This window comes from Arthrobacter sp. USHLN218 (genome assembly GCF_037144715.1).
Lineage (GTDB): Bacteria > Actinomycetota > Actinomycetes > Actinomycetales > Micrococcaceae > Crystallibacter.
On record NZ_JBBCYT010000008.1, the window covers coordinates 226,342 to 250,344 of the forward strand.

At 60.8% G+C, this 24,003-nt stretch carries 18 protein-coding genes; 10 read left to right on the forward strand and 8 right to left on the reverse strand.

What is annotated here, in order from left to right; translation table 11 throughout:
- Positions 1-77: 77 nt before the first annotated feature.
- Together WFH44_RS18090 and WFH44_RS18095 are read right to left on the reverse strand one after the other, a co-directional pair.
- The gene (locus WFH44_RS18090; RefSeq protein WP_336715556.1) at positions 78-1,301 is read right to left on the reverse strand and encodes a hypothetical protein; all 1,224 of its coding nucleotides are present in this window, start codon (positions 1,299-1,301) and stop codon (positions 78-80) included.
- 57 nt (positions 1,302-1,358) lie between these two features.
- Positions 1,359-3,272 (reverse strand): GmrSD restriction endonuclease domain-containing protein, encoded by a 1,914-nt coding sequence (locus WFH44_RS18095; protein ID WP_336715558.1) that lies wholly within the window; start codon positions 3,270-3,272, stop codon positions 1,359-1,361.
- A gap of 147 nt (positions 3,273-3,419) precedes the next feature.
- On the opposite strand from WFH44_RS18095, the gene WFH44_RS18100 reads away from it, so the two are divergent.
- Positions 3,420-3,962 carry a hypothetical protein gene (locus WFH44_RS18100; protein WP_336715559.1) on the forward strand — a complete coding sequence of 181 codons (543 nt, stop codon included), beginning with the start codon at positions 3,420-3,422 and terminating at the stop codon, positions 3,960-3,962.
- 172 nt (positions 3,963-4,134) lie between these two features.
- Here the strand turns inward: WFH44_RS18100 and WFH44_RS18105 are convergent, their stop codons facing one another.
- The gene (locus tag WFH44_RS18105) at positions 4,135-4,959 is read right to left on the reverse strand and encodes a GIY-YIG nuclease family protein (RefSeq protein ID WP_336715560.1); all 825 of its coding nucleotides are present in this window, start codon (positions 4,957-4,959) and stop codon (positions 4,135-4,137) included.
- A gap of 461 nt (positions 4,960-5,420) precedes the next feature.
- Between WFH44_RS18105 and WFH44_RS18110 the strand changes: the two genes are divergently transcribed.
- Positions 5,421-5,906, forward strand: coding sequence for a hypothetical protein (locus WFH44_RS18110; protein ID WP_336715561.1), 486 nt, complete (start codon positions 5,421-5,423; stop codon positions 5,904-5,906).
- 765 nt (positions 5,907-6,671) lie between these two features.
- On the opposite strand, the gene WFH44_RS18115 is transcribed toward WFH44_RS18110, so the two are convergent.
- The 4 genes from WFH44_RS18115 to WFH44_RS18130 all read right to left on the reverse strand — a co-directional run bounded on the left by WFH44_RS18115 (position 6,672) and on the right by WFH44_RS18130 (position 13,717).
- Positions 6,672-7,562, reverse strand: coding sequence for a type IIL restriction-modification enzyme MmeI (locus WFH44_RS18115; RefSeq protein WP_336715597.1), 891 nt, complete (start codon positions 7,560-7,562; stop codon positions 6,672-6,674).
- A gap of 1 nt (position 7,563) precedes the next feature.
- Positions 7,564-9,465, reverse strand: coding sequence for a DNA methyltransferase (locus tag WFH44_RS18120; RefSeq protein WP_336715562.1), 1,902 nt, complete (start codon positions 9,463-9,465; stop codon positions 7,564-7,566).
- On the reverse strand, positions 9,462-12,743 hold the full coding sequence (locus tag WFH44_RS18125) for a helicase-related protein (protein WP_336715564.1): 3,282 nt from the start codon (positions 12,741-12,743) through the stop codon (positions 9,462-9,464). Before WFH44_RS18125 ends, WFH44_RS18120 begins: the two co-directional genes overlap by 4 nt.
- A 113-nt stretch (positions 12,744-12,856) precedes the next feature.
- On the reverse strand, positions 12,857-13,717 hold the full coding sequence (locus WFH44_RS18130; RefSeq protein WP_336715566.1) for an Abi family protein: 861 nt from the start codon (positions 13,715-13,717) through the stop codon (positions 12,857-12,859).
- Between the two features lie 553 nt (positions 13,718-14,270).
- Here WFH44_RS18130 and WFH44_RS18135 point away from each other — a divergent pair.
- Together WFH44_RS18135 and WFH44_RS18140 are read left to right on the forward strand one after the other, a co-directional pair.
- Complete coding sequence (locus WFH44_RS18135; RefSeq protein WP_336715568.1) at positions 14,271-14,834, forward strand: recombinase family protein; 564 nt, start codon at positions 14,271-14,273, stop codon at positions 14,832-14,834.
- A gap of 310 nt (positions 14,835-15,144) precedes the next feature.
- Entirely contained in the window at positions 15,145-16,260 is a 1,116-nt protein-coding gene (locus WFH44_RS18140) for a flavin monoamine oxidase family protein (protein ID WP_336715570.1), read from the forward strand.
- Here the strand turns inward: WFH44_RS18140 and WFH44_RS18145 are convergent.
- Complete coding sequence (locus WFH44_RS18145) at positions 16,251-17,222, reverse strand: LysR family transcriptional regulator (RefSeq protein WP_336715572.1); 972 nt, start codon at positions 17,220-17,222, stop codon at positions 16,251-16,253. The two genes, WFH44_RS18140 and WFH44_RS18145, sit on opposite strands and share 10 nt — an antisense overlap.
- Before the next feature lie 137 nt (positions 17,223-17,359).
- Here WFH44_RS18145 and WFH44_RS18150 point away from each other — a divergent pair, with 137 nt between their 5' ends.
- The 6 genes from WFH44_RS18150 to WFH44_RS18175 form a co-directional block, all read left to right on the forward strand.
- Complete coding sequence (locus WFH44_RS18150) at positions 17,360-18,733, forward strand: MFS transporter (RefSeq protein WP_336715574.1); 1,374 nt, start codon at positions 17,360-17,362, stop codon at positions 18,731-18,733.
- Positions 18,734-18,802: 69 nt separating this feature from the next.
- On the forward strand, positions 18,803-19,519 hold the full coding sequence (locus WFH44_RS18155; protein WP_336715576.1) for an SDR family NAD(P)-dependent oxidoreductase: 717 nt from the start codon (positions 18,803-18,805) through the stop codon (positions 19,517-19,519).
- Positions 19,520-19,554: 35 nt separating this feature from the next.
- A complete protein-coding gene (locus WFH44_RS18160) occupies positions 19,555-20,853 on the forward strand; it encodes a flavin-containing monooxygenase (RefSeq protein ID WP_336715578.1) in 1,299 nt (432 codons plus the stop codon).
- A gap of 5 nt (positions 20,854-20,858) precedes the next feature.
- Entirely contained in the window at positions 20,859-22,130 is a 1,272-nt protein-coding gene (locus WFH44_RS18165; protein ID WP_336715579.1) for a Glu/Leu/Phe/Val family dehydrogenase, read from the forward strand.
- Between the two features lie 37 nt (positions 22,131-22,167).
- Positions 22,168-22,587, forward strand: a complete 420-nt coding sequence (locus WFH44_RS18170) for a GlcG/HbpS family heme-binding protein (protein ID WP_336715581.1) — start codon at positions 22,168-22,170, stop codon at positions 22,585-22,587.
- Positions 22,588-23,091: 504 nt separating this feature from the next.
- The coding region (locus tag WFH44_RS18175; protein WP_336715582.1) for a thiamine pyrophosphate-binding protein at positions 23,092-24,003 on the forward strand (912 nt) is incomplete at its 3' end.

Here is a 24,003-nt window from a genome sequence, read left to right on the forward strand (position 1 = left end):
TGCCGGAGTCCATGGACGCCGGGAATCGTGACTCCTGCCGCCGGTCTTGAGGCTTGTCAGAGTTGAACGCTCTTGACCTATTCGGACGCTCGTTCCTGACGTTTGGTTTCAATGGCCCGGGCCTTTTTCAGCACGGCTTCTTCCCGGACGTGGGTCAGCTTTTTCGGTACGCTCTGTGCACTCTTGGACAATGTTGATACGGACTGCAATGCCAGGGACTTGATGGAGCGCGCCCACGGTTCATGTTCCACGTCGCCCAGCTCAAGGTTCTTCAGCCCGTAAATTTCTGCAAATTGATGCAGGAGAACGAGGGCGGTCTCTGCTGACTCGAGAAGATCACGGCTGCGCTGGGGGCTTCGGCTACGGTTGAAGGCGCTGACGTCCGCGGCGCTGCGAAGGGCATTGGCAAGCCGTTGAAGAGCATTGCATGTGGCTTCATTCCGCTGTTCCGCGGCCGTTGTGTTGTCGGTGGCATAGGCCTCTACGGACTGGTCCCCGTCGGTTTGCAGCCTTATAGTCTCCAAAGTTTCCAGCCTGGTTTGGTTCAGCTGACATACAGTCAGGATGACGAGCCAGCGGCGAAGTTCATCTTTGGCGATGGTGCCCGCGGCGGCCACCTGCTCCCCGAAGCCCTTGCCCTCCAGGGAGCGCGTCAGGGCCTCGATTTGGTTGAGTGCATGGGAATCAGCTTGCGCCAGTGCAGTTGTATGCCCGGCGATCTGGTCCCAGAGAGTATCGGATACCCGGCCCGTCCGTTCATAGATGCGGTACGCCCGTCTCAAGACCCGCGTGACGCCTTGGACGTCTCCCAAAGCTTTGGCTCTGTTATCGGTGAGCAACTGATCGATTTTGACGTCCATCGTCTCGACCACGTTCTCCAGCTGTGCCACCGCCGAGCGTAGCGCCAAAGTAGCGCTGAGAACGGCGATATTGGACATGGCTGCAGGATTTATACCGGCGGCGCGCTGAAACTGCAGGAAAGAATCGATCCGGCCCTTATCTTGGCGCAAGACGCCGGAGATTATGCCTCCCGTCGTCTGATTGAACTCAGCAAGTTCCTGGAACTTGCTGTATGAGTCAGATGTCATCTGAAACCAGTTGCCACTGAAGGACATGCCGGCGGCGCCTACGCCCGTTGCTCCCGCCGCCAGATCAGCCATACCTCGGCCGGTCTTGGCAGCGGTCCTCGGGTCCACGTCCAGCCGGTGAAGCAGCTGTTCGATCAGTCCCTCATCGCCTACAACGACGCCCTGATCACCCTTGAGGTAAATACCTAAATCCATTGATGCCCCCTCATCCATGGCAGTCATTCTCACACGTCAAGCAATCAGCCACGGGATGTCGCCGAAGACGCACTGTTAGTTCGGAACCTCCAACAGGAGGTCTTCCGCGTGCTGACGTACAGCGGCGATGTCCGTGAAAACCAGATAGCCCAAGCGGGCGAGTTCGTTGAGTTCGTCCGCGTTTCCGTCCAGCTCCAAGACAACGGGGGTGCTCATGCCGGGTTGGAGTCCGTCTGCCCAAAATGCTTCTGCGACGCAGACTAGGTCTCCGGATTCCTGGTTGCGGACCTCGATCCCCGTCTCGCCGGAAGACAGTCCCATGTCCGTGAGCTCTTGCACGAGCTGCTCAATCTCGAGCGATGCGCCAGCAGGCGTCCCTTCTGCCGGCACTGTCCGCTCGAGGTCGGCGGTACTGGTTCCGTGCCAGAGCTCATCGAGGACGCTATTCATGGCATCAGCGAGCAGTTGGCGGCGGGCGGCCAGGAAGTCACGGTATCTGTCGATTGACCACAGGCTTTGATCCGTCGGTATCCACTGGCTGGCCAGGGCTCCGGGGAAGTCGCGTTCTATGGCCCGGAAATATTCGGCGGGATCCCTGTCCGTGATGGCCAGATTCGCGTCCTGTGTCAGGAAGCAGTAGTTGGCGACGGCGTTGACCTCTTCCTTGGAATAGCCTGCCTCGTAGAGCCGGGCCTTCGGGAAGATGTGGTGCACTTGCAGCGAGGAGTTCTTGCCCAGCATGTGTGCCGAAAGCGGGATCCCGGTCGTGAAGTCTTTGGCGCCCTGGGTTCGGGTGAGCATGTAGAGCATGGGGTAGAACCGGGCACCGACGGTGTTTCCGCCAAAGTCGGCTTCCCGTACGATCAGGTCGCCGCGGAAACGTCGCATCTGCTCCATTAGGCCATCGATGCCGGCCTCGTCGACTGCCTTCAGGTCTACGTTGAGGAACGATTCTGTAGAGCCGGCGAATCGCCCCCACATTGCGGCGTGGAGGTACCAGGTCAGGATCCGATCACGCTCTACTGCATTGGGGAACTTGTCGCCGTTCCGGTGCATGTACCGGGCGATGACGGGGACGGCAAAACGTGCCGGAAAGACACGGTCGAAATCTAGTCCGAGACGAGCGGCGATGACGTCCAGCACGATCGAAACCAGGTCCGCGGTTTCTTTCAGGCCCTTGCGGATCGTTTCTTCCTCAACAGAGGCCAGCGCAGTGAACAGCGCCTCGCCGGTCAAAATGGCGTTGACGTTGCGCAGTAGCCAGTCCAGCGTAAATTTGTATCCGGCCGATTCCCACTTCTGCCGGTACTTGTTCATCTTCTCCCGCGCCTCGGGCCAAGCAGCACAGATTTTAGCCAAGGCCAGATCGCCCTTGGAGAGTTTCGTTCCTCCTGAATTCACACGGTTGAAGATGTCAACCACGACATCGATAGTCTTATCGGCACCGCTGACTTCCTCGATATGGACTTCCCGGTTCTGAATCTCTGTCAGGCGCGTCATTCTGGCCATGACTTTGACGAGTTCGCCGGCACCTAATTGCGAAATTTCCGGGTGCCCTTCCAAATACTTCTCCACGCCCTGAACCATGAGACCGGAGACGTCGATCCATGCGGGATTGTCCTTCATCTTGACAGGAGCGTAAAACTCGAACGTCTCATCCTGGACGTTGAAGTACAGGTCTTTGAAGGCCTGCGCATTGCCTTCAAAGAACCGTGGAGGATTGCCTCGAATCACACCGTAGAGAGTTGTCGCGCGCTGCTGTCCGTCGAGCAGCAGTTTCACGCTGCCGTCCCGCTCAATCCCTCCGCCTCGCGGTTTTACGGATGTGACAGAGGTATTCCAGGTCATGAACCCGCCGATGGGGTACCCCTTATATAAGGATGTGAACAGTCCACGGACCTGCTGCCGGTTCCACACATACCCGCGCTGAAACTCTGGGAGGGCCACATCCTGACTGTCGATCTGGTCCAGAACGGTCGACAACTTCATGACAGGCTCCTACTGGCTCGGTGACGGTGGCAGTGACCTCTTGATGCTATTCCGCCTACATAGGTGCCGCCTGACGTAGGTAGGTCGGCTCGCCTAATGCTCCCAGACAAAACGATCAGTTACGAAGAATCATATGCATTCGGGACCATGCTCACATGGGAAGCTTTTGCCATGCTCGAAAGTTTTCTTGTTCAAATTGATGCTCAGAACTTGGCAAACCTAATCCAGATCGTCCTCATCATAGTCACAGTCGTCGGAATCATGACCGCGTTGATCAACGGGAAAAAGGACAGAAGAACCGCGATGAAACTAGCTGCCGCCGATAGGCGTGCTGCCGATGAAAGGGCAGATAGAGATAGACATGCAGCTGATAAAAGAGCGATGTCGGACAGACAGCATGCCCGTGAGCAAGCTCAGCAACAATTCCGGACACAGCAGGCAATCCGTCTCACACAGCTCATTTATGCGGGTCGCCCCGACAACCCCAGTCAGCAGACCGCATGGATGGTCGAAATTCAGAGTCTCTTGTATGCCCTTGGCGAGGAGGACCTGCCACTGACCTGGGCAGAATTTATAAGCCCCGGTATTTCTTCCACGGCCGGCGAAGGGAACAGCAGGAACGAGGTAGCCAACTTCGTGAGGCAAGTCGGCATGGAGATGAACTGCAGCTCTTGCTTCCACAACCATTAGGAGGCTTCAAGAGATATGCACACCCCGGAGCTCTATCAGGTGGCAGGTGGAATCCAGCTAGTCGCCGCTCAGAGAGCTTTGACCAACAGTCATTTGCGCCGTTATCGGCACCTGGGCCATTCCGGGTTCCCCTGGCACGGGAGGATCGGACTCGCCAGCATCACTCAGCCGGTCAGCGGAAGTGGGCGCGGACGTAGCTTTCCTGTTCGGGTGTTAGAGCGCCCCAGCGGTCGCCCACGACCGATAGCTTGCCGTACTTATCACGCAACGCCTGCCGAATCGTCTTGGGGCTCTTGCCGAGCTCTCCCGCCAGCTGGACCGGCGTGAGTCCGCATGCCCTTGCCACGGGGGTGGGCACGGACTCACGGGGCGGGTGCACGGTGGCCGCGGACGCCTCCCTTGCTTGCGCGCTTGACGCCTCCCGGGTCATCGCCTCACGGGCCAGGCGCAGGCGAGGGAGCGGCCGGGGGTTGTCCCTGATGTTCAGCGGAGGAACCCAGCGGTGGATGATCGCAACCTCGACCTCTACGAGCGGCTGTACGAACCCTGCGGGCCGCTCCCACACCGCGAGCGATAGTCGCTCGTGCATCCAGGTCGTGAGCCGGGCGTCGCCCTCCGGCGTGAGCCCGTAGTTTGAGAAGTGGCCGGGGTTGTCGGAGTTTCGGGGAACCGCTTGCAAGTCGAGCGCGTCGCGGAGCAGTGCAGCGAATGACCGCCGGACTGTCGAGCTGCCCGTTCGTGGCTTCTTGGTCGGGTCGGCCGCGAAGTGGCTGTCGAGTTCCCGGCGCACAAGGTCGTCCTCGCTTTTGCCGATGTATAGCGCGGAGCCCGGCTGCGGGTCGAGGCCCAGGTCCGCCCATGCTTCGGCGTCGCCGTAAATCGCGTACAGGCCGGGCACCGGTCGTATGCGCCCTCTCGCGCGCGTGACGGGCCAACGCTCCACTGACAGTGCAATGAGCGCCTCGGCGACGTGCCGCGCGGGCTCAGATCGGGTCATGAGCGGAACATTAGCAGGAGGCACTAGGAGTAGGATCTCTCCTGCTCTCAGATCCTTGGGGTGGACAGGTGCCTTCGGGTCTTTTTGACGTCGCCGGTCCGAGCTCGACTGCCATGCAAACCTTCAACGGACCTTGCGCTTCTTGCTGACAGCAGCCACTGCCTGCAATACGGCCTTCACATCCAGAAAGCCGTTGTGGCCCATGGATCCGTGCGGGAGAACGACGCGCGTACGGTGCCCCTCCATCATCCAGGTCGCGATCTGCCAACCCAGTGACAACACCGCCGTGACCGCTCGCGGCCTTGTCTAGGACATGGGAAAGACCATGCGCTGTCCGGGCCCGCCAGCGCCCAAAAAACCTCCAAATCGATGTAGGACAAACCGCCAGACGCAATGTTACAGTTCATCCTGTACCGTGCACAGTTTAATAAGTAACAGGCGCCTATCTGGAAGGAAAAGCCATGAGCCAAATCGCGACGGCTGAACCCGAGCTTCATGTCGTTACTAATGTGACCGGGTGGTCTCAAACCCGCGTTAACCGGCTGCTGGAGGCGATTAAATCGCTTGAGGTCGACATCGAATCTGTGCCGCTGGATGAAGTCGAGGCTACCGGTTGGACCACGACTCTCGTTGAGAAGGTCTTTGAATTGCTCACGAACTCCCGTGCGATTGTGCAAATCAAGGCCGTGAAGTTTGCCATCGAACATGGTGGGGTCGTTAACCGTGACGATGTTTACGAACTTGGTGGCTACAGCGAGAGCCGCAGCCTCAAGGGGTTTACGCGTCCGACCAATCGGGCGACGCAGACTCTTCGTGACTCAGGCGATCTGCCGGAAGATGCGGAAGAACTGCTCGAACCGATCTACGACATGAACGTTAGGGGCTATCAGCGGGCCAAAGGATTCCGTGTTCCGTTGGAGATCGTTAGGCTGTTTTCCCTTATATAAGGAGCCTGCCTGAAGGCGACAGCTCAAACCTGTGGACTGCTCAGTCCCGGAGCACTAATACTGGGCTCTGGGGTCACTCATGCACGCGCCGTGTGAAGTCTCGTGGGACCTTCGTAAAAGGGGCGTTCGTGCCGTCGGCTGCGGGCAGGAGCCGACAGGGCTTCCGGAGAGGCAGTCGAGGTTCGGGGAGCACCTGATCAGGTGCCCAGGGGGGAGTGTGGTTGAGCCTTCTCCTGCTGCTGATCCGCGCCATTCTTGACCTGGGCAACGCCGACCTCGAGCGCAGGCCATCTTCGCGGGGACTGTACAGTTTCCCAGGGCATTGGGTCCCTCGTGTTGAAGGAGGAATACTTACGCCTTCAAAAATGGGACTCCGGCAAATTGTCGTTCCCAGTTCGACCGTGCCCAGAACCGTTGCCGCTGACCGCACTCGGCAGACATACGCGCCGCTATCGGCTTTTTCCAAAGATGGCCTACAGAGCGCTGCCTGTGGGGCGTGACCGCAGTAGTGGATTCGAACTCTCCTGCGGCCAACTTGAGTTTGCTCCCGCACCTGCCCACGGCAAGAGCAGAAGAACGATGCGCCCGAAGCTTTGGCTTCGGAGCGAATAGTTCTCGCCTCGTACTGTTTGTTGGAGCGATCACCACGGCGCGGGAATCTGCAGCGCCAAAGACAGCGTAGATGTTGTCATGGCGTGACTTGTTCGACACTTGCCCAGCCGGCGATCAGGAGGAATCCTCGGAGCGTGGTCCCAAGGAAGTCAATCATTTCTTCGCCTGCATCTTGTGGTGCAAGTCCAGAAACGTCGTGGCCCTTTCGGCTGATGTGGGGTCAGCCAATCCATACAAGCCATCCACGAGCTGATCGAGTTTGGCATGTGCTGCTCTGAGATCGTTTGGCATGCTTGCGGGCTTGTACAACTGGGAAAGCGACATATCGTGGTGATGTTTCCGTAGGTCCAAGACGGACTGCGCCGCGTCCTCGATTCTCCGTTCTTCCTCTGGCAGGGGTCTGATGAATGGGAATGCACAGTAGGCCAGATCTGGTGAGATGCTGAAATCGCTCTTCAGTTTGCCGGCGAAAGTGCGGATCCAAGACGTGTAGGCCGCCGAGGACAGGATGCCAAATAGCCATAGCGGCGCCCCGTCAATACACATGAGTTTATTTCCTGCAATGACGTCGGAATCGAAGAAACGTATGGGAACATAATCGCGGGTTTCGCTGCTTACTTCGGGGATGGCCAAGTAGCGTGAGATGGGTTGACGAATCTGCGCGAATCGGTGTGGAGAAGCAGCTAAGTGCGCTACTGAATGGGCGGACGGTTTGAGCCGCTCCCGCCGAACGGCCTCAAAACGTTCGCGCAACACGGGCGACTGGTCGACATCTGCACGAACAAGTTCCGGCATCCATATGCACCAACTCGGAAGGGACTGGAGCATATCTCGTCCTTGGATAAATACCCGCAGATACTTCTTGGCAATCGGATCGGATTCGACGTGAGGTAGTTCATCCTTCGTGACCAGGAGCCCTGCAGTCGGCCAAGGTTTGTTGCCTTGGGTCATTTTGGGGAGTCCTGCGACGAGAGGGGTCGAGCGTTTCAGCGGCGCGGGTAAGTGTGTGTCGAGCAGGTAAAAGTTGAGATTCTTCGCGGACAGCTCAGTGGGGGGGGCCGTCTATGTTTTGGTAATCAAAGACTCTTCTGAGCCCGAGTGATGACGCCTTGGAAAATCCGATAATGGTGCAGTGGACCGCCGCGGCACCAGTGGCTTCCGACTTCCACTTGAAGGTTCGATGCCCGAACTTTATGCCGATATCCATGGCACGCATGATCGGGTCCATCACTCGCGCCTGGTCTCCTTGGATGATCGAATTTGTGGAGACGAACGCGCAGCTCGCGGTGGTTTGTTTGATGTAGCTGAAAGCCTTGGCGTACCAGCAGGCAACGTAGTCGAGGCGCCCGGTCCTGTGCCCCTTTGCTTCAGGGAGTGCGGCAAAGACGTCCCGGTTCTCGAGCTGCTGTGCTGTCGTCATCCATGACATCCCAATGAAGGGGGGGTTGCCTACGATGAAGTTCTCAGGGCCGGGGGGAAAGACGGTGGTCCAGTCGAGAGCTAAAGCGTTTCCGCCGTTGGGTTCAGCGACTGTTGAGGTGTGGATCTTGGCGGCCTCTGAGATGGGCAGTCGTTCGGGCGCGTGTCCGAACTTTTCGATCAGGCGCAGGTTGCACTGGCGGTCCATGAGATGAAGAGCCGTTTCCGCGATCCGGGCGGGCCACTCGTCTATTTCAATGCCGTAAATCTGATCTAGGGAGACCTTGAGTTCGAGTGTCGCATCGAGGGTTCGTGACCCGTCGTCGTCACCTTCGTGTTCCTTGAGCGACTCCATGATTTGCAGCTCAAGTTCGCGGAGTTCGCGATAGGCAACGATGAGGAAGTTGCCGCAACCGCATGCCGGGTCGAGAATCTTGATTTGTCCCAGCCGCTCTCGCAGGGCCTTGAGCGGTCGGGTGGGGTCTTTAAGCTTTTTTGTACGTTCGAACTCCTGATGTAGCTCGTCCAAAATCAAGGGATTTAGCGTTTTGAGAATGTCCTTCTCGCTGGTGTAGTGAGCCCCTAGTTCGCGCCGGAGTTCCTTGGATTTCACCGCTTGGAACATGGAGCCAAAAATCGCTGGGGAGATGTTTCCCCAGTCGAAGCGGCTGGCTTCGATAAGGAGATCTCGCATCTTGGCGCTGAGATTTGGGAGTTTGATGTCTTCAGAGAAGATTCCGCCGTTGACGTACTTGAATCGTGCAAGGTGCCCGGATAGTTCGGACCGGTTTTTTCTATCGGTGTTGAGGACGCTGAACAATAGTTCGAGCTTTGCCGCTAGATCCGAGCCATCTTTCTCGGTCTCGAACGCGATGAAGTTCTGAAAGAGGTTCTCTTCGTCCCACATCATCGTGTCGTCGGCAAACACTAGGAAGAGGATTCTCGTCATGGTTACGGAGATCTTGTGCAGGTTGCCTGCCGCCTCCGATCCCTCTTGGGGAAGGTGGGCCTCGAGCTCATAGTAGAGCTTGGCCATGACCTTGGCAGCCTTCGAGGACTCTTCGGACTCCTCCACGTCAAAGGCGGTCCGCATCTTTTCCAACAGCCGTACCAGACTGATGTCATCATCGATGCCCAGAGCGATCTTCTCCAGCCGCCGTTCAAGCGCCGAATGATCATTGCCGATGGTGTGTTCGTGAACGAGGAGCTTGGACATATTCGTGCCACGGTTCTTGTTGTAGCGCGGCCAGCGCCACTCCTGTTTGGCTTCGTCATGGAAGATGATGAGCCGTTCCGTTGAAGTGGCCGATACTTCTCGGTCGATCTGCGCCTGAGTGGAACGGTCCGGAAGGCTGCCGCATGCCCAGACGTGAAGCCCGTGGAATCCCGCTACCGGAGTCACGTGAAATGAGCTGTCGTCCATTTCGACGGTCAATGGTTTGGCTGTTGGCTGATCCCATCCCAGTTCCTCAATGAAGAGGTTCTTGAAATCGGCCTTGTCCACGTAGGACATGAACTTGGAGGTCACTGGGCTACTCCCATGCTGCAGACGATCCGAAGGGAGTCTGATTGTTCCTTAGTGCTGAGGACGAGTCGGCCTTCCCTATGAAGCAGGACGAGCAGGTCGCTAAATTCCTCGTCAGAGTACTTGTCCGAGAAGGCGCGGGTGAAGCGACGTTCCGCTTCCTTGGTTAGAGGGCTTCTATGGACGGCGGTTAGCGCCTTTCCAGCGTCATCATTCATCTCGATGAAGGTGTTAGCGAGTCTGTTCCAGAGGCGCTTTCGGACGCCCCGCAGGCGCCCCTCCTGGACTGTCTGTTGGGCCATGGGTCCATGGATCAGGGCTTCCTGGACTTCCAAATGATCTGGGCGTTCAGCGACGGTGGGTGTTTCAACATCAGCACGGAAGACCTTCAGTGCCTCATGGCCCGTCAGGAGCTGAAGGGATTGCAGGTCGGAGCCGAAGCCGAACGTATCCATCGAGTCTTCGACACGGACAAAGCAGGCTACGCCCTCGGCGGTGTCCTCTGGGGAGAGCGGTCGGGTTGAGCTGACCAGGTCAGGCATGGCGATTACGCGCTCGGTCAGTTCGTGGTGATCCTGCGTTGCTTTGCTCCAGATTTCGAAGGCGAGAGAGGATGAATCGACGTCATCATCGGATTCTTCGATATCCGCTTTGCCGGAAAGGACATCGTCCAAGTCGCGAATTTCATCGGCGGACCCAAAGAACTGTTCATCCGACCCAAACGCCTGGGCGCTTGCAGCTAACCGGTTAGAGATTCGGGAGCGCAATTTCAGGACGTTTTCCACGTTCTCGTGAAAGAAAGAGTAGATGGTGACGGAATCGGATTCCTGACCGACGCGGTCAACACGGCCGGCCCGCTGGATTAGGCGGATGATCGCCCATGGGAGGTCGTAATTGATGACAATATGGGCGTCCTGCAAGTTCTGTCCTTCGGAGAGGACATCGGTGGCGACGAGTATACGGAGTTCGTCAGCTGCGACTTTGTTTGCATCTTGCCCTGGCAGTTTGTTGGACCGCGGGGAGAACCGTTTGGCTAGAACTGTTGGGTCATCAGTGTCGCCCGACGCTACGCCGACACCGGTGACGCCGGCGTCGCGAAGGGACCGGCCTACGTAATCTGCCGTGTCCTTGTATTCCGTGAAGATGAGGATTTTCTCGTCTGGGTGAAGCTCTGTGACGAGGGCCAGGATCTCTTTCATCTTGGAGTCCCGGTCGGGGGTCCAATCCCCGAAGGAAGTCAGGAGTTCACGCAGGTCTTCGTTGTCCCTCTCCAACGCTGCAATCAGCGTGGCGGAAAACAGGCGCGACCCTACCCATTCAATGGACGCGGGGGCTTTTGCCCGCAGATGATGGTACATGGCGGCAGTGTCCGCAGTTTCATCGACGTCGATATCCTCGTCCTTGTCCGAGATAAGCATGTTTTCCAACAGCGTTCCGACGGGGACGTCGAGGTTGTTACCCACTGCATACGCATAAAGTTCATTGCGGGCGACGATCCGTTTCAGAGACAAGATGAACGAGTGCCCGCAGGAGGAGAGCCGCTTGTAGAGACTGGTTCGGATGAAGCCTGCCACTTGCCCGCGACCACGCTCGAGCCGCTCTACGAAGTCTTGCTCATCGTCCGTATAGGTCAGGCCCTTTTTGAGGTAGTCGGACAGCTGATAGCGGGGGAGGATCAGATGCTGAAGCGTGTCCAGGGTGGCTTCGGATTCCATGAGATATGCAGGGTCTTTGGGACCAAAGGTGTGGTTCACGGGGACGGCCTTGCGTTCTGGAAAGTAGAACTTGTATCCGTTGGAGAAAGTGAGAAATTCCCTCGCCACCGCGCCGGATCCGTCGGAGGCTTCCTTTAGCTCCGTCTCCGCGTAGTTTTTTCGGATGAACGACCTCGTGCGGCGAACCAGATGTTCACTCATTAGGCGTTTCCAATCCTCTGCCTCTTCGGAGCGGCGGAATGCGGCCAGGGTCCGGATTTTCCCGTCGACCTTGTCGTAGAGCTTTTCATCGATGGACAAAGCGGCGGTCGGTTCTATGCCGAGATCCTGGTCGTCGGTTAGGTAGAGGCCGAGCTGGTTGGCGACGTCTTCAAAGCGCAGATTGTATGGTGTCGCCGTCAGGAGAAGGACCTTGGAGGAGTTGGCCTCGATGTATTTCCTAATGACCTGATAGTCGCGGCGTTTATCATTCCGAAGGGTATGGGATTCGTCGCAGATCACGAACTGGTACCGGCGCAGCTCCGGCAGTTCCTTGTGAGCCTGCGTGTAGGAAATGACGCGCCCTGGGATGTCGTAGGCATCAAGGTACTCTTCCCACATCTTCACCAGGTTCTTCGGACAGAGCACCAAAGGCGTATAACCCTGATCCAGATAAAGCATGAGCGCGGTTGCTATTGCGGTAATGGTCTTGCCGAGGCCGACGACGTCCCCCAACATCGAGCCGCCCCGGGTCTCGATCCGTCGCGCGAGTGTCTGCACGGCACTGGCTTGGTATGTCAGCAGCTGATCCCGCACAGACGGTGGGAGGCTGTATTCAGCCAAGCCCTCGCGGACATCCCTTGAGAGGTGGTAACAAACCTTGAGGAACACTTCGTAGGGAGTCCGCTGGTCCGAGGCCCAGGACTCCTCTAGAAGTTCAATCAGGTCCGAGGTTAATTTGAGCGAGAAACGGTCGTTCCACCGGTCCTCGAACCACTGGGCCAGATCAGCAGCGGCCGTGTAATCCATGACATCTACATTGAGTTCATAGTTCCGGTTAAGCCCGGCGGATGTCAGATTCGACGAACCGACATACCCAGTGACTGGGTTCGTGTTGTCATGACGATGAAAAATATACGCTTTGCCATGCAAAGGCCTGCGGGTGTGAACTCTTACCTCGACGGCACCGCTGTCCAGCTGGCGCTTCAGGGCTCGAAGTGTCTCCCGGTCCGCAGCCTTGGGGATCCCTCTCACCAGCTGCTCACGCAGGCTTCGAACAACTTCCTCGCGACGCGCCCTTGCCTTGGAGTTATCCACTTCGGTGGGGACGGCATTGGGTGCCATATCAGCTTGCAACGCATCAAGGAGTTCCCGGTCGGCACCGGCGAGGACCATACCGACCAGAAGGCGGGTCACAGGCTTACCGTGGTGTTCAGACTTCTGATCAACGATCTCCTGGAATGTTCTCCAACCCCGCAGGTCGAAGTAGCCCACGGCAACGTCAAGCCGCTCCATGGATTCAAAAGACTTCGCTAACTCCGGACCGATCACCCGGTCCTGCGCGATGTTGTCAAAAATCCGAGTCAACCTGTAGTCCCTTCCCAAACACGCCAGATGCCGGCCACTCAAACCCTATCCTGCGACAAGTCCCGCTGTGGCAGGCAGGACGTGCAAACAACCGCCATCAAGAGACATGTCCGTTAAAGACGATCGAAATTATGGTCGACTGGAAAGCCCATGTGCAGGGCCAGGTCTCGGTTCTGCGAGACGAGTTGCAGACAGCGGTGCTCGAACCCCGATTTTGCCCCCGACCTCCGCGACAAATAGCTCAACAGCACTAAGGTCTGGAATATGCGGTAGGTGTGGCTGTTTTGAGTGCGAATCGATACTTCATGACTCGCACTCTTCATGGTTGCGAGCTTTTCGACTATTTGCCGGTTCCATAGCCGCCCGTGGTGAGCGCAGATGTTTCGGATGTAACTCAGGTGTCTGACCGCGGTGTTGAAGTAATCCTGGGGCAACCCGAAGGAAGCGGCCATTTGCTTGACATAGGACGGCTCCCGAAGATTCGACATTAGCTTGGATAGGAGACCAAAGCTGGCACACTCCACGACTACCCAAATGGGCGGGTCCATTGACCCGTATTTTGTGTCGTGATGCTGCATAAAAGGTTCCTTCGACCGTCGTCGCTCCTCGTCCAGCCTGTCGATGCAATCCTTGTAGACGTCCAAGCGCTTGTAGTTCCGCTCCAGAACGTATCCCGTAGGGCTAAGCCGCTCTGCCAGCTTGTAAGACAGGACGGCTCGAAACTCCACTTCGAACTCAGCGATCGCTGCCCCCACGAGCAAACGCAGTTGCTGGTCGAAGTCGTAGATTCTTTCCACCTCGTCCAACGAGGTTCCCGGACGGAAATCGTTGTCTCCGGCGCCAGGGTCCTTCTGGAACGGGCGAAGGTACCCGGAGAGTCTGTAGTAGTTCGTCCGGTGGATGAAGTTGGCGGCGGTCGCCCGGTCACTTATGGCCAACCCTCTGGAAATCAGGAGATCGACTTGTTCCTCCAAGGAGCGAAAGGGCTTCGGAGAGGGAGGCATTGGAGGTGGACCGGGCTTCATAGGGAGAAGACTATGCCGTTGAAAATTAAAGAAAAAACCCGCCGATGTTGAGGATCTTCGGATGCGAAGAGATCGGCTGCTTTGCGATCAATTTTTGATTCCGGAGACTAGCCCTGGCGGGGATTGGTTCCCCAAATGTACCCAGATCTGTCCCCTAGAGCAAACCCAAAAGAAGGTGCCACTCATTAATGAACGGACATCAGGCCGCGCCACGCCCCCGCAGTCCCGGGAACAGTCTGCGGGAGCGGCTGACAACCATAAAATACCCGTTGCCGCCCTAAGAATGCGGGTCGGTAAGACCGTCGGGATAGGCCCGAGGCACGCGCAGCCCTGCGTCTCAACTAGGGACCGTCTGTTGAGACGTCAGGTTCTCCGGTACCTCGGTTCTCAAAACCAGACAAAATGGCGGTTTCTGGGGAATCCGCCTCGTCTCATCAATATGTCTCACTTCTGCTAATCTCAGAAACAGGAAATGTAACCTTTGATGGGACTTGGGGCGGTTGTGGCAAGCATCGGATATGCCAGGGTCAGCACGGTGGATCAAAATGCGGACCTGCAGCATGCGGCGCTGAAGGCCGCCGGTTGCAAACGGATCTTCACCGACCATGGGGTGAGCGGCACCCGGGCCAAACGTCCTGAACTGGACAAGATGCTCGAGCACCTCCGCGAAGGTGACGAGGTGGTGGTGTGGAAGCTGGACCGACTCGGCCGCAACACACGGAACCTTCTGGAGCTCATTGATGACCTTGAAGGACACGGCGTCCACTTCCGTTCACTGACCGAGGGCATCACCACTACGGGTGCCATGGGCAAGGCCATGCTTACGGTAATGTCCGCGTTCGCTCAGCTCGAGCGTGACCAGTTGGTCGAGCGGACCAGGGCTGGAATGGCCGCAGCCGTCGCCAACGGGCGCAAAGCCGGACGGCGGGAAGTCACCGCGGGGGACTGGAAGGTGAAGCGCGCTCGTGAGCTGAAAGCCCAAGGCCTTAAGCCGTCGGATATCGGCAAGATCATTGGCGCCAGTCGCGCCACCGTCTACCGGTACTTGGGTTTGGACGCAGACTAGCTGATGAGTGTGAAGCGTAAGAGACATCCGGGCGGGCATTTCACGGGCGGGGTATCTCCGAGTCGGAGAGCCAGCAGCTACAGGAATTTTCGGCAGGGGAGCGGAGCCGAATGTCTCGCGGTGGGGGACTGGCTGATGGACGCACCTGAGGGGACGTTACGCTGTGAGCCTGCAACAGTAAATGGGGGCCGCGACGCTAAGTTTCTCTGCCGGGCCCTAAGCGATCCCTCGGGGGACGACGGTGAGAACGGATAGCCTCCCATTGAGAGGCAACCGCTCAAGCTCTACGGAGGGGACGAGGTTGAATAGTATGCATGACCGCGTGCAGGTCGCCGTCATTGGCGGGGGCATATCCGGCCTCAACCTGGCACGCAGGCTTTCGGCGGCAGGCGTGTCCTTCGAGCTTTTCGAGGCCAGAGATCGTCTCGGCGGCCGTGTCCTGACAGTGAACGGCGAGGGCGCGCCGAGCGACGACGGCTACGACCTGGGACCGTCCTGGTTTTGGCCGCGGCTGCAACCGGCCCTCGCCGAACTCGTCGAGGAGCTGGGCCTGGCCAGCTTCGGCCAGAGCAGCGACGGCGACGTCATCTTCGAGCGCATGTCCCGGGAGCCGGCGCAAAGCTACTCGGCGGTTCGTCAGACGCCCGAGTCGATGCGTTTGTCAGGAGGCTCCGCCGCACTCGTTCGCGCGTTAGCGGCAGATCTGCCCGGCGAAAGGGTGCATCTGAACACGTCCGTCACCGGATTGGCGCTGCGGGAGGACGGCGTGAGGGTCGACTGCCGTGACGGGGCAGGAGCGGAGCGCTCCATCGACGCCGAGTATGTCGCCGCAGCCTTGCCGCCCCGGATCCTCGAGGCCACGATCGCCTTCAGCCCCGAACCGGAACCCGGGACCGCCGCGCTGTGGCATGGCACGCCGACCTGGATGGCGGGGCAGGCGAAGTTCTTCGCGCTCTATGAGACGCCGTTCTGGTTTGCGGCCGGCCTGTCGGGAACGGCACAGAGCATGGTCGGCCCCATGCTCGAAATGCATGACGCCACGACCGACTCAGGCGGCGCCGCTCTCTTCGGCTTCCTCGGCATGAGCCCGGCCGAACGGCAAGCGGTCGGAGAGCAGGCGCTCACAGAAGCGTGTATCGCACAGTTCGAGCGGATCTTCGGCCTTGAAGCGGGCCGGCCTGTCTCGACCCTTTTCAAGGATTGGGCCGCTGATTCCCTGACCGCCACGACTGACGACCTGGTTTCCAGCGGCCACCCTGCCCCGGCGCCGTCATGGGTGCACGGGCCGTGGGCGGACCGGCTAATTCTGGCCGGCAGCGAAGTCAGCCCGCATGAAGCAGGATACCTCGCTGGCGCGATCGAAGCCTCTGACCTCGCCACCGCAGAAGTGCACCGCCGTTTAGGGCAGCGAGGACCCTATACCTGACCGGAAGCGCCCGCCCTGTTGTGGCCGCTCCGCGGGGTGCGAGTCGCGGGTGGCCCTTGTAGCAGGGAAATATGCCGGTGGGCGTGTTTCATGAATTCCCTGGTCGCTGGGGACAGCGAACCGTTCGCATGAGTGATGAAGGCGAAATACTCCTCGAAGGCCGGTTCGAGGGGAACATGAGCCAGGCCATGTTTCTGGATCATGGATTTTGCCACGTGGTAGGACACGAGGGAATCGCCTACACCCTGGGCCGCGAGTTCGACCGCGTGGGTCTGGAATTCAACTTCGGCGATGGGGTCGAGGCTGACGCCCGCCTGCTGTGCGCGTTCGGTCAATGAGAGGCGCAACGGATCCGAATTTGACCACCGCGCCTCCGATAGGATCAACGGGGCCTCGGCGAGCTCTCCGATGGTAACGGGACGCAAGGCCCGGCCGGGCACGGCACTGACGTACACGACTTCATCCCTGAGTACCGGCGGCCCCACGGACAGGCCCCGGTCATCGACAGGCAGCTGGACAAGGCCCGCCTCCAGGTCTCCGGAGCGCACGGCATCGGCAACTTCTGATGAATTCAGGCCCACCAGTCGGATCTTGACCAGTGGGTACTGCTCGTGGAAATCGCGGATCAAACCTGTCAGGAGGTACAGGTGGGCACTGTTGAAGGTGCCGAAGGATACCGTTCCACCCTGCAGCGTCCGGACCTCACGGACCACGTCGGAGAGGTTTTCCACTTCCGCCAGCGCGCGTTCCGCATGGGGTAGGAGCAGCCGCGCCGCCTCCGTGAGCTGGAGCTCCCGGTTGGTCCGTGTGAAGAGCTTGACCCCGAGGACGTGCTCGAGCCGGCGGATCTGCTCGGACAGGCTCGGCTGGGCGATGTGCTCTGCTTCGGCGGCGGCGGAGAGGGTCTTGTGTCTGGCTGCCGAGAGGAAGTAGCGGAGCTGCTGAAGGGTCAGGCTTGGCATAGGCATTTCCTTGAGGAAGGGTCGTGAACTGAGTCTACACCTCGGGTGTGATCCTTCTTACAGTTAGTTGTCATAACCGGGAACGAGCCCATGTGCCGCCCTCGGGGCGTATTCCGCCTATCCATGAAGGACCCACTATGACGACTTCTGCCGCCACTCCACACCTGATCGATGATGGACCCCTGACCCGTTACCATCGCAAGCTCATTGCGGCCTGCTCCGGAGGGCCGTTTCTGGACGGCTATCTGCTCAGCATTGTGGGCGTTGCCCTCGCCGGTGCGAGCACCGAGCTGGGACTCGGGGCCGGAGCCCTGGGTCTGGCCGGTGCCGCCTCGCTCGTGGGGCTGTTCCTCGGCAGCCTGATTTTTGGGCCGGTCACCGACCGCATCGGGCGGAAGGTGATGTACACCGTCGATCTGCTCGCCATGATCGCCGCCTCTGCCGCTTGCCTGTTCATTACGGACGGCCTCCAGCTGATCCTGCTGCGGCTGGTCGTCGGCTTGGCCATCGGCGCCGACTATCCGATTGCCACTGCGCTGCTGACGGAGTGGATGCCCAGGAAGCGGCGCGGTGCAGTGATCGGATGGCTGTCGACCATCTGGCTGGTGGGTGCCATCGTCGCCTACCTGGTCGGTTTCGCGCTGACCAGTCTTTACGGCCCGGAGGCCTGGCGCTGGATGCTGGCCAGCGGTGCCGTGTTTGGTGCCATCGTGATGCTGCTGCGCCTGGGTGCCCACGAATCACCCCGCTGGCTGGTGGCCAAGGGCCGGATTGAGGAAGCCCGAGTCGCGGTCTCCACGGCCTTGGAACGCGAGGTCACCACGGAGGATATTCTTGCGCTCACCGCCGACGAGGAAGCCGAGGCCAAGACCAGCTTCCGCTCGCTCCTGGCGGCCCCGTTCCTGAAGCGCGTCATGTTCTGCGGACTGACCTGGATGTGTATCTCCCTTCCGCAGTTCGCTCTCTTCACCTACGGGCCGATCATTCTGGCACAGTTCGGGCTCGGCAACGGCGGCGCGGAGGAAACCCTGGGCCAGATAGTGCTCAACCTCGGCTTCCTGCTCGGCTCGCTTCCGGCCCTGCGCTGGGTGGAGACCTACGGACGCCGCCCCCTGATGATCTGGACCTTCGTGGCGGCCGCGGTATTCCTGCTGCCGCTAGGCCTGTGGCCTGAGGGACCGGGATGGCTGGTAATGGTGTCCTTCTTCCTCTTCACCCTTGCCAGCGGGGCAGGAACCATCCTGGTGTTCATCTACCCCAACGAGCTGTTCCCCACCAGTATCCGTGCCTCCGCCGTCGGGCTGGCCACCGCCATCAGCCGCATCGGCGCGGCCATAGGCACCTACATGGTTCCGCTCTCCCTGAGCGGCCTCGGCACCGGCCCGACCATGCTCATCGGGGTGGGCCTGACGGTTCTCGGACTCCTGATCAGCATCGCCTGGGCGGAGGAGACCCGCAACAAATCCCTGGCCTCGCTAAGCACCCAGATCATGTCCACGGTCAAGCCGTAAGACACCCGGTACTCCGGTCATTCCAATCTCTGCCGGTCTGCGGCAGCCTCACCCACGAAGGACTCAATCATGAACAGCACACCCCAGGTTGCCCTGGTCACCGGAGCAGGCAGCGGCATGGGCCGGGCCACCTCCGAAGTCTTCCTCCGGGAAGGATGGGCCGTCATCGCCGTCGACATCGTTCCCCCGGTACTGGAGGCCGACGCCGGACGGGTCATCCCCCTGGCCATGGATGTCCAGGACCGGGCGACGCTCGAAAGCACGCTTGAAAAAGTCGTTCCCGAGCTTGGCGGCGCTATCCACGCCGTCGCCAACATCGCCGGCGTCTACCCGCCCTCGACCCTGGAGACCTATACCGAAGAGCTGTACCGGCAGGTGTTCGACATCAACGTCCTCGGCGTCCTGAACGTCATGGCCAGCGCGGCACAATACATGCCCGAAGGTTCGGCGATCGTGAACTTCGCCTCCGTGGACGGCTTCCAGGTCTCCCCGGGACAGCTCGTCTACGGCGCCTCCAAAGCCGCCGTCATCATGATCACCAAAGCCACGGCCCTGGAACTGGCCGACCGCCGGATCCGCGTCAACGCCATCGCCCCGGGCTGGGTGGACACCCCCGGCAACCGCGCGACCGGACGCATGGATGCCGCTGCCGCCGCCATCCCGGTCGGCCGCGTCGCCCAGCCCGCCGAGATCGCCGAATGGGCCTGGCTGCTGACCGGAAGCCCCACCGCAGGATTCATGACCGGCGAAACCGTCACCCTCTCCGGCGGCGACGTCATCCGCTGACCCACCCACCCCTCTCACGAACGGAAATCTCCACCATGACCCGCTACTGCGTCATCGGTGCCGGCGCCGCCGGCATCTCCGCCCTCCAGCAACTGCGCCAGGCCGGGCACGAGGTCGACTGCTTCGAAAAGACCGACCGCGTCGGCGGCCACTGGCACACCGACTACGAAGCCCTGCACCTGATCACCTCCCGCGACATGACGCACTTCGAGGACTTCCCGATGCCGGCCCACTACCCGCACTTCCCGCGCCGGGACCAGGTCCGCGAGTACATCGAGTCCTACGCCCGGAAGCACGGACACTACGACATCATCCGGTTCAACACCGAAGTACTCTCCGTCACCCCCGTTCCCACCGAAGGCCCCACCGGATCCGCCGGCTGGCAGGTCACCACGTCCGCCGGGACCGGCTTCTACGACGGAGTCATCGTGGCCAACGGCCACCTGTGGGACAAGAAGGTCCCGCAGGTTCCCGGGACGTTCGCCGGGAAGCAGCTGCACTCCAGCGAATACAACAACGTCCGCGACATCGACGGCAACCGCGTCCTGATCGTGGGCGCCGGCAACTCCGGCTGCGACCTGGCCGTGGACGTCGCACAGCACCGGCTCGAGGCGGATATCGTGATCCGCGAGGGCACGTACTTCCAGCCCAAGACCTACTTCGGCAAACCGCGCCAGGAGGTCGAATTCCTCGCCCAGTTCGCGCCCGAGGAGCAGGATCTCATCAACAGGCTCCTGGCCCGCGTTTCCGTCGGGGAGTGGCACAACTACCCGGGCATGCCCGAACCCAAACACCGCACCCTCGCCGAGGGCAGCACCGTGGTCAACGACCTGCTGCTCTACTGGATCCATCACGGCCGTGTCCGCGTCGTCCCCGGCATCGAGCGGCTCGACGGCAACACGGTCCACTTCAGCGACGGAACCAGGCGCGAGTATGACACGATCCTCTGGGCCACCGGATTCCACGCCAGCCTGCCGTTCCTGGACAGCCGGCTCATTCCCCGCCGGGCAGGAGCCCCGGTCCGCTACGCCGCAGGAATCCTGCCCGAAGGACTGGAAAAGCTCTACTACGTCGGCATGATCGCACCGCGCGGACCCCAGATCCCGATCTACGGCATGCAGGCCAGGACCGTCACCAGGATGCTCGAACTGCATGAGCAGGCCGGAGAGGGCGGGGCAAACCTCACCGCCTACCTCTCAAGCCTGCAAGAACCCGAAGACCGCATCGACATCGTCCGCAGCATCTGGCTGGAGCAAATGCAGGACACCGACCGGCTCCTGTCCGCCTACGCATCCATGCAGCCTGCCGCACAACCGGCCGCTGCGCAGGTCTGATGGCCATGACAGCCGAACCGGCCACTGTCTCCACCGCTGACGGTCCGCTGGCCGCAGCCCACCAGCAACTGGCCGAGGCCGCACGCTTCCTCGGACTTGAAGAGGGCATTCATGCCCTCCTCGCCCAGCCCCGCCGGGAAATGACCGTCCGGATACCCCTGCGGCGCGACGACGGCTCCATGTCCCTGTACACCGGGCACCGCGTACAGCACAACGTCTCCCGCGGTCCGGCCAAGGGCGGAATCCGGTTCAGCACCTCCGTTGACCTCGACGAGGTCCGCGCCCTGGCGATGTGGATGAGCTGGAAGTGCGCGCTCATCGATATCCCCTACGGCGGCGCCAAAGGCGGAGTGGCAATCGACCCGCGGCAGCACTCCACCGGTGAACTGGAACGGGTCACACGCCGATACGTTAGCGAACTGGCGGACTTCATCGGCCCAGAACGGGACATTCCCGCCCCGGACATCGGAACCGATGAACAAACCATGGCATGGATCATGGACACGATCTCGACCGGACGCGGCTATTCGGTCCCCGGTTCCGTCACCGGGAAGCCACTGGAGATCGGAGGTTCCCGAGGGCGGGCGAACGCAACATCCCTGGGCGTCGTTCACATCGCACTCGAAGCGCTGCGCTCCCGGGGCGTATCCCCTGAAGGCTCGACGGCGGCAATTCAGGGCTTTGGAAAGGTCGGCGCAGGAGCCGCACGGCTGTTGGCTGACGCCGGCGTCCGCGTCATAGCGGTCAGCGACCAGTTCGGCGCCGTGTACCGCAGCAACGGCCTGGACATTCACGCCCTGGAGCAACACGTCGCCCGCACCGGATCCGTGAGCGGCTTCAACGGCGGTGAGGCCCTGGACAACAGTCTGCTGCTCGAACTCGACGTCCAGCTCCTACTGCCCTGCGCCATCGAAGGAGTCATCACCGCCGCCAACGCCGCCCGAATCCGTGCCGACATCATCGTGGAAGGCGCCAACGGCCCCACCTCACCGGACGCCGACGCCATCCTGGCCGACCGCGGCACCCTCGTGGTCCCGGACATCCTTGCCAACGCCGGCGGCGTCATCGTCAGTTACTTCGAATGGGTCCAGGCCAATCAGGCGTACTGGTGGAGCACGCTCGAAGTGGAAACCAAACTGACAGACCGTATCACCGCCGCCTGGCACACCGTCCAAGGAGAGGCAAAAAGCACCGGCCGCACCCTTCGGTCCGCGGCTACCAGCATCGCTGTCGCCCGCGTGGCGCAAGCACATCGACTCCGCGGACTCTACCCCTGACACCTGCCACCACCACCTGCACAGAAAGCGAAACACAATGACTGACATCACCCTCGAGCAAGCCGAACGTATCCTCGCCGCTGCCCTCGCCGAGGCCGCTGACCGCGGCGTGGCCATGAACGTGGCAGTGGTCGACGCCGGAGCAAACCTCAAGGCCTTCGCCCGCCAGGACGGAGCCTGGCTGGGCAGCATCGACATCTCAATTACCAAGGCCCGGACGGCCCGCTACTTTGATATGCCCACCGGATCCCTCGGGGCTCTTTCACAGCCCGGCGGTCCCCTCTACAACATTGAAGTGTCCAACGGCGGCCTTATCACTTTCCCCGGCGGCCTGCCCATCACCCGCGACGGCCACGTAATCGGCGCGGTCGGGGTCAGCGGCAGCACCGTCGAGGACGACCATGCAGTGGCCGCGGCCGGCGTTGCCGGCCTTCTTATGTCCCCGGCCGTATCTTAAGCAGGTATCCACAGCCGGTCCCGAACCGGGCCCTTTAGACCTGACCCGATCCGGGGCTCCGAGCGCATAGGCCTCCGGCCCGCATCCCGGGAGCTGCACCGTTGCTGACAGGCCTGACACCGGTAATGCGCCTGTACCGGCTGCCGGCCGGTACAGGCGCAATGGTCCGTCTCCCGAGGCCGATGCCCAGGAGAGGCCTTGGGCTTTGGCCCATCCGGGGGATCCACGTCAGAAGGACCCATGCGTTCAAGTACCGCTGACGCGATGACGAGAAAGCACCATCACAGGAAGGAAGCCTTGAAACAGCCGCCAAGTAAGTGCCGGCTTAACCCGGGAACCTGCCAGGATCCGGTGCCGGGACGATCCTTTTCCGCCCCGGTGGACTGCGACGGAAACTGTGCGTTCTGCTCCGGTCCCGAAACGGATAACCGGCCACGAAAAGCCCGCGTATCAACTTGCCCTAGCGGCCCACGCAGCCAGAGAACGAGAAAGATGCAGCAGCACATGACACAGAACATCGCCGAATATTCGGAGACCATCGGAGACACGGGAGCAGCCGGTCGGAAGTCGGCCGGGCATGTCATTGTCGATTCGCTGGCCGCGCACGGTGTCGAGCGGACCTATGTGGTTCCGGGCGAAAGCTTCCTGGACGTGCTGGACGGCCTGCACGAGTCCCCGATCGAGACGGTCGTCTGCCGGCACGAAGGCGGCGCCGCGTACATGGCCGAGGCCGACGGCAAGATGAACCAGCTTCCCGGCATCGCCATGGTCACCCGCGGCCCGGGGGCGGCCAACGCGCACGTCGGCCTGCACACCGCCTGGCAGGACTCGACCCCGATGGTGCTCTTCGTGGGCCTGATCCCGTTCGAGCACCGCGACCGCGAGGCCTTCCAGGAGTTCGACATCAAGGGCTGGTTCGACACCGGCGCCAAGCGCGTGATGGTCCTCGACCACCCCGAGCGCGCCTCCGAGATCGTCGCCGAGGCGATGTTCGCGGCCATGAGCGGCCGCCCCGGCCCCGTCGTCGTCGGCCTGCCCGAGGACATCATCCGCGAACAGGTCGATGCGACCCTGCACCCGGCGATCCCCGTCGCCCCGGGCGGCATGAGCGTCACCGACTGGAAGGCGCTGAAGGCCGCGCTGGAAGAGTCCAGGAAGCCGCTCTTCGTCACCGGCGGCAACGACTGGACCCAGGAGGGCGCGACCCTGCTGACCCAGTGGCTCGAGGAGCACCACATCCCCGCCGCCGCCGAATGGCGCTGCGAGGGCAACATCCCGTTCAGCTCCCCGTCCTACGTCGGTCCGATCGGCTACGGCCGGCCCAAGCCCACCTACGACCTGCTCGAAGAGACGGACCTGCTGGTCTTCGTCGGCACCGTCCCGGGCGACGTCATCACCGACGGCTTCCTGGTCCGG

Excerpts from the sequence above, each read along its gene's own strand:
- WFH44_RS18165 (WP_336715579.1), top strand. The coding sequence starts at position 20,859 with ATGACAGCCGAACCGGCCACTGTCTCCACCGCTGACGGTCCGCTGGCC.
- WFH44_RS18090 (WP_336715556.1), bottom strand. The coding sequence starts at position 1,301 with ATGGATGAGGGGGCATCAATGGATTTAGGTATTTACCTCAAGGGTGAT.
- WFH44_RS18100 (WP_336715559.1), top strand. The coding sequence starts at position 3,420 with ATGCTCACATGGGAAGCTTTTGCCATGCTCGAAAGTTTTCTTGTTCAA.
- WFH44_RS18105 (WP_336715560.1), bottom strand. The coding sequence starts at position 4,959 with ATGACCCGATCTGAGCCCGCGCGGCACGTCGCCGAGGCGCTCATTGCA.
- WFH44_RS18095 (WP_336715558.1), bottom strand. The coding sequence starts at position 3,272 with ATGAAGTTGTCGACCGTTCTGGACCAGATCGACAGTCAGGATGTGGCC.
- WFH44_RS18145 (WP_336715572.1), bottom strand. The coding sequence starts at position 17,222 with ATGCCAAGCCTGACCCTTCAGCAGCTCCGCTACTTCCTCTCGGCAGCC.
- WFH44_RS18160 (WP_336715578.1), top strand. The coding sequence starts at position 19,555 with ATGACCCGCTACTGCGTCATCGGTGCCGGCGCCGCCGGCATCTCCGCC.
- WFH44_RS18150 (WP_336715574.1), top strand. The coding sequence starts at position 17,360 with ATGACGACTTCTGCCGCCACTCCACACCTGATCGATGATGGACCCCTG.
- WFH44_RS18155 (WP_336715576.1), top strand. The coding sequence starts at position 18,803 with ATGAACAGCACACCCCAGGTTGCCCTGGTCACCGGAGCAGGCAGCGGC.
- WFH44_RS18170 (WP_336715581.1), top strand. The coding sequence starts at position 22,168 with ATGACTGACATCACCCTCGAGCAAGCCGAACGTATCCTCGCCGCTGCC.
- WFH44_RS18110 (WP_336715561.1), top strand. The coding sequence starts at position 5,421 with ATGAGCCAAATCGCGACGGCTGAACCCGAGCTTCATGTCGTTACTAAT.
- WFH44_RS18140 (WP_336715570.1), top strand. The coding sequence starts at position 15,145 with ATGCATGACCGCGTGCAGGTCGCCGTCATTGGCGGGGGCATATCCGGC.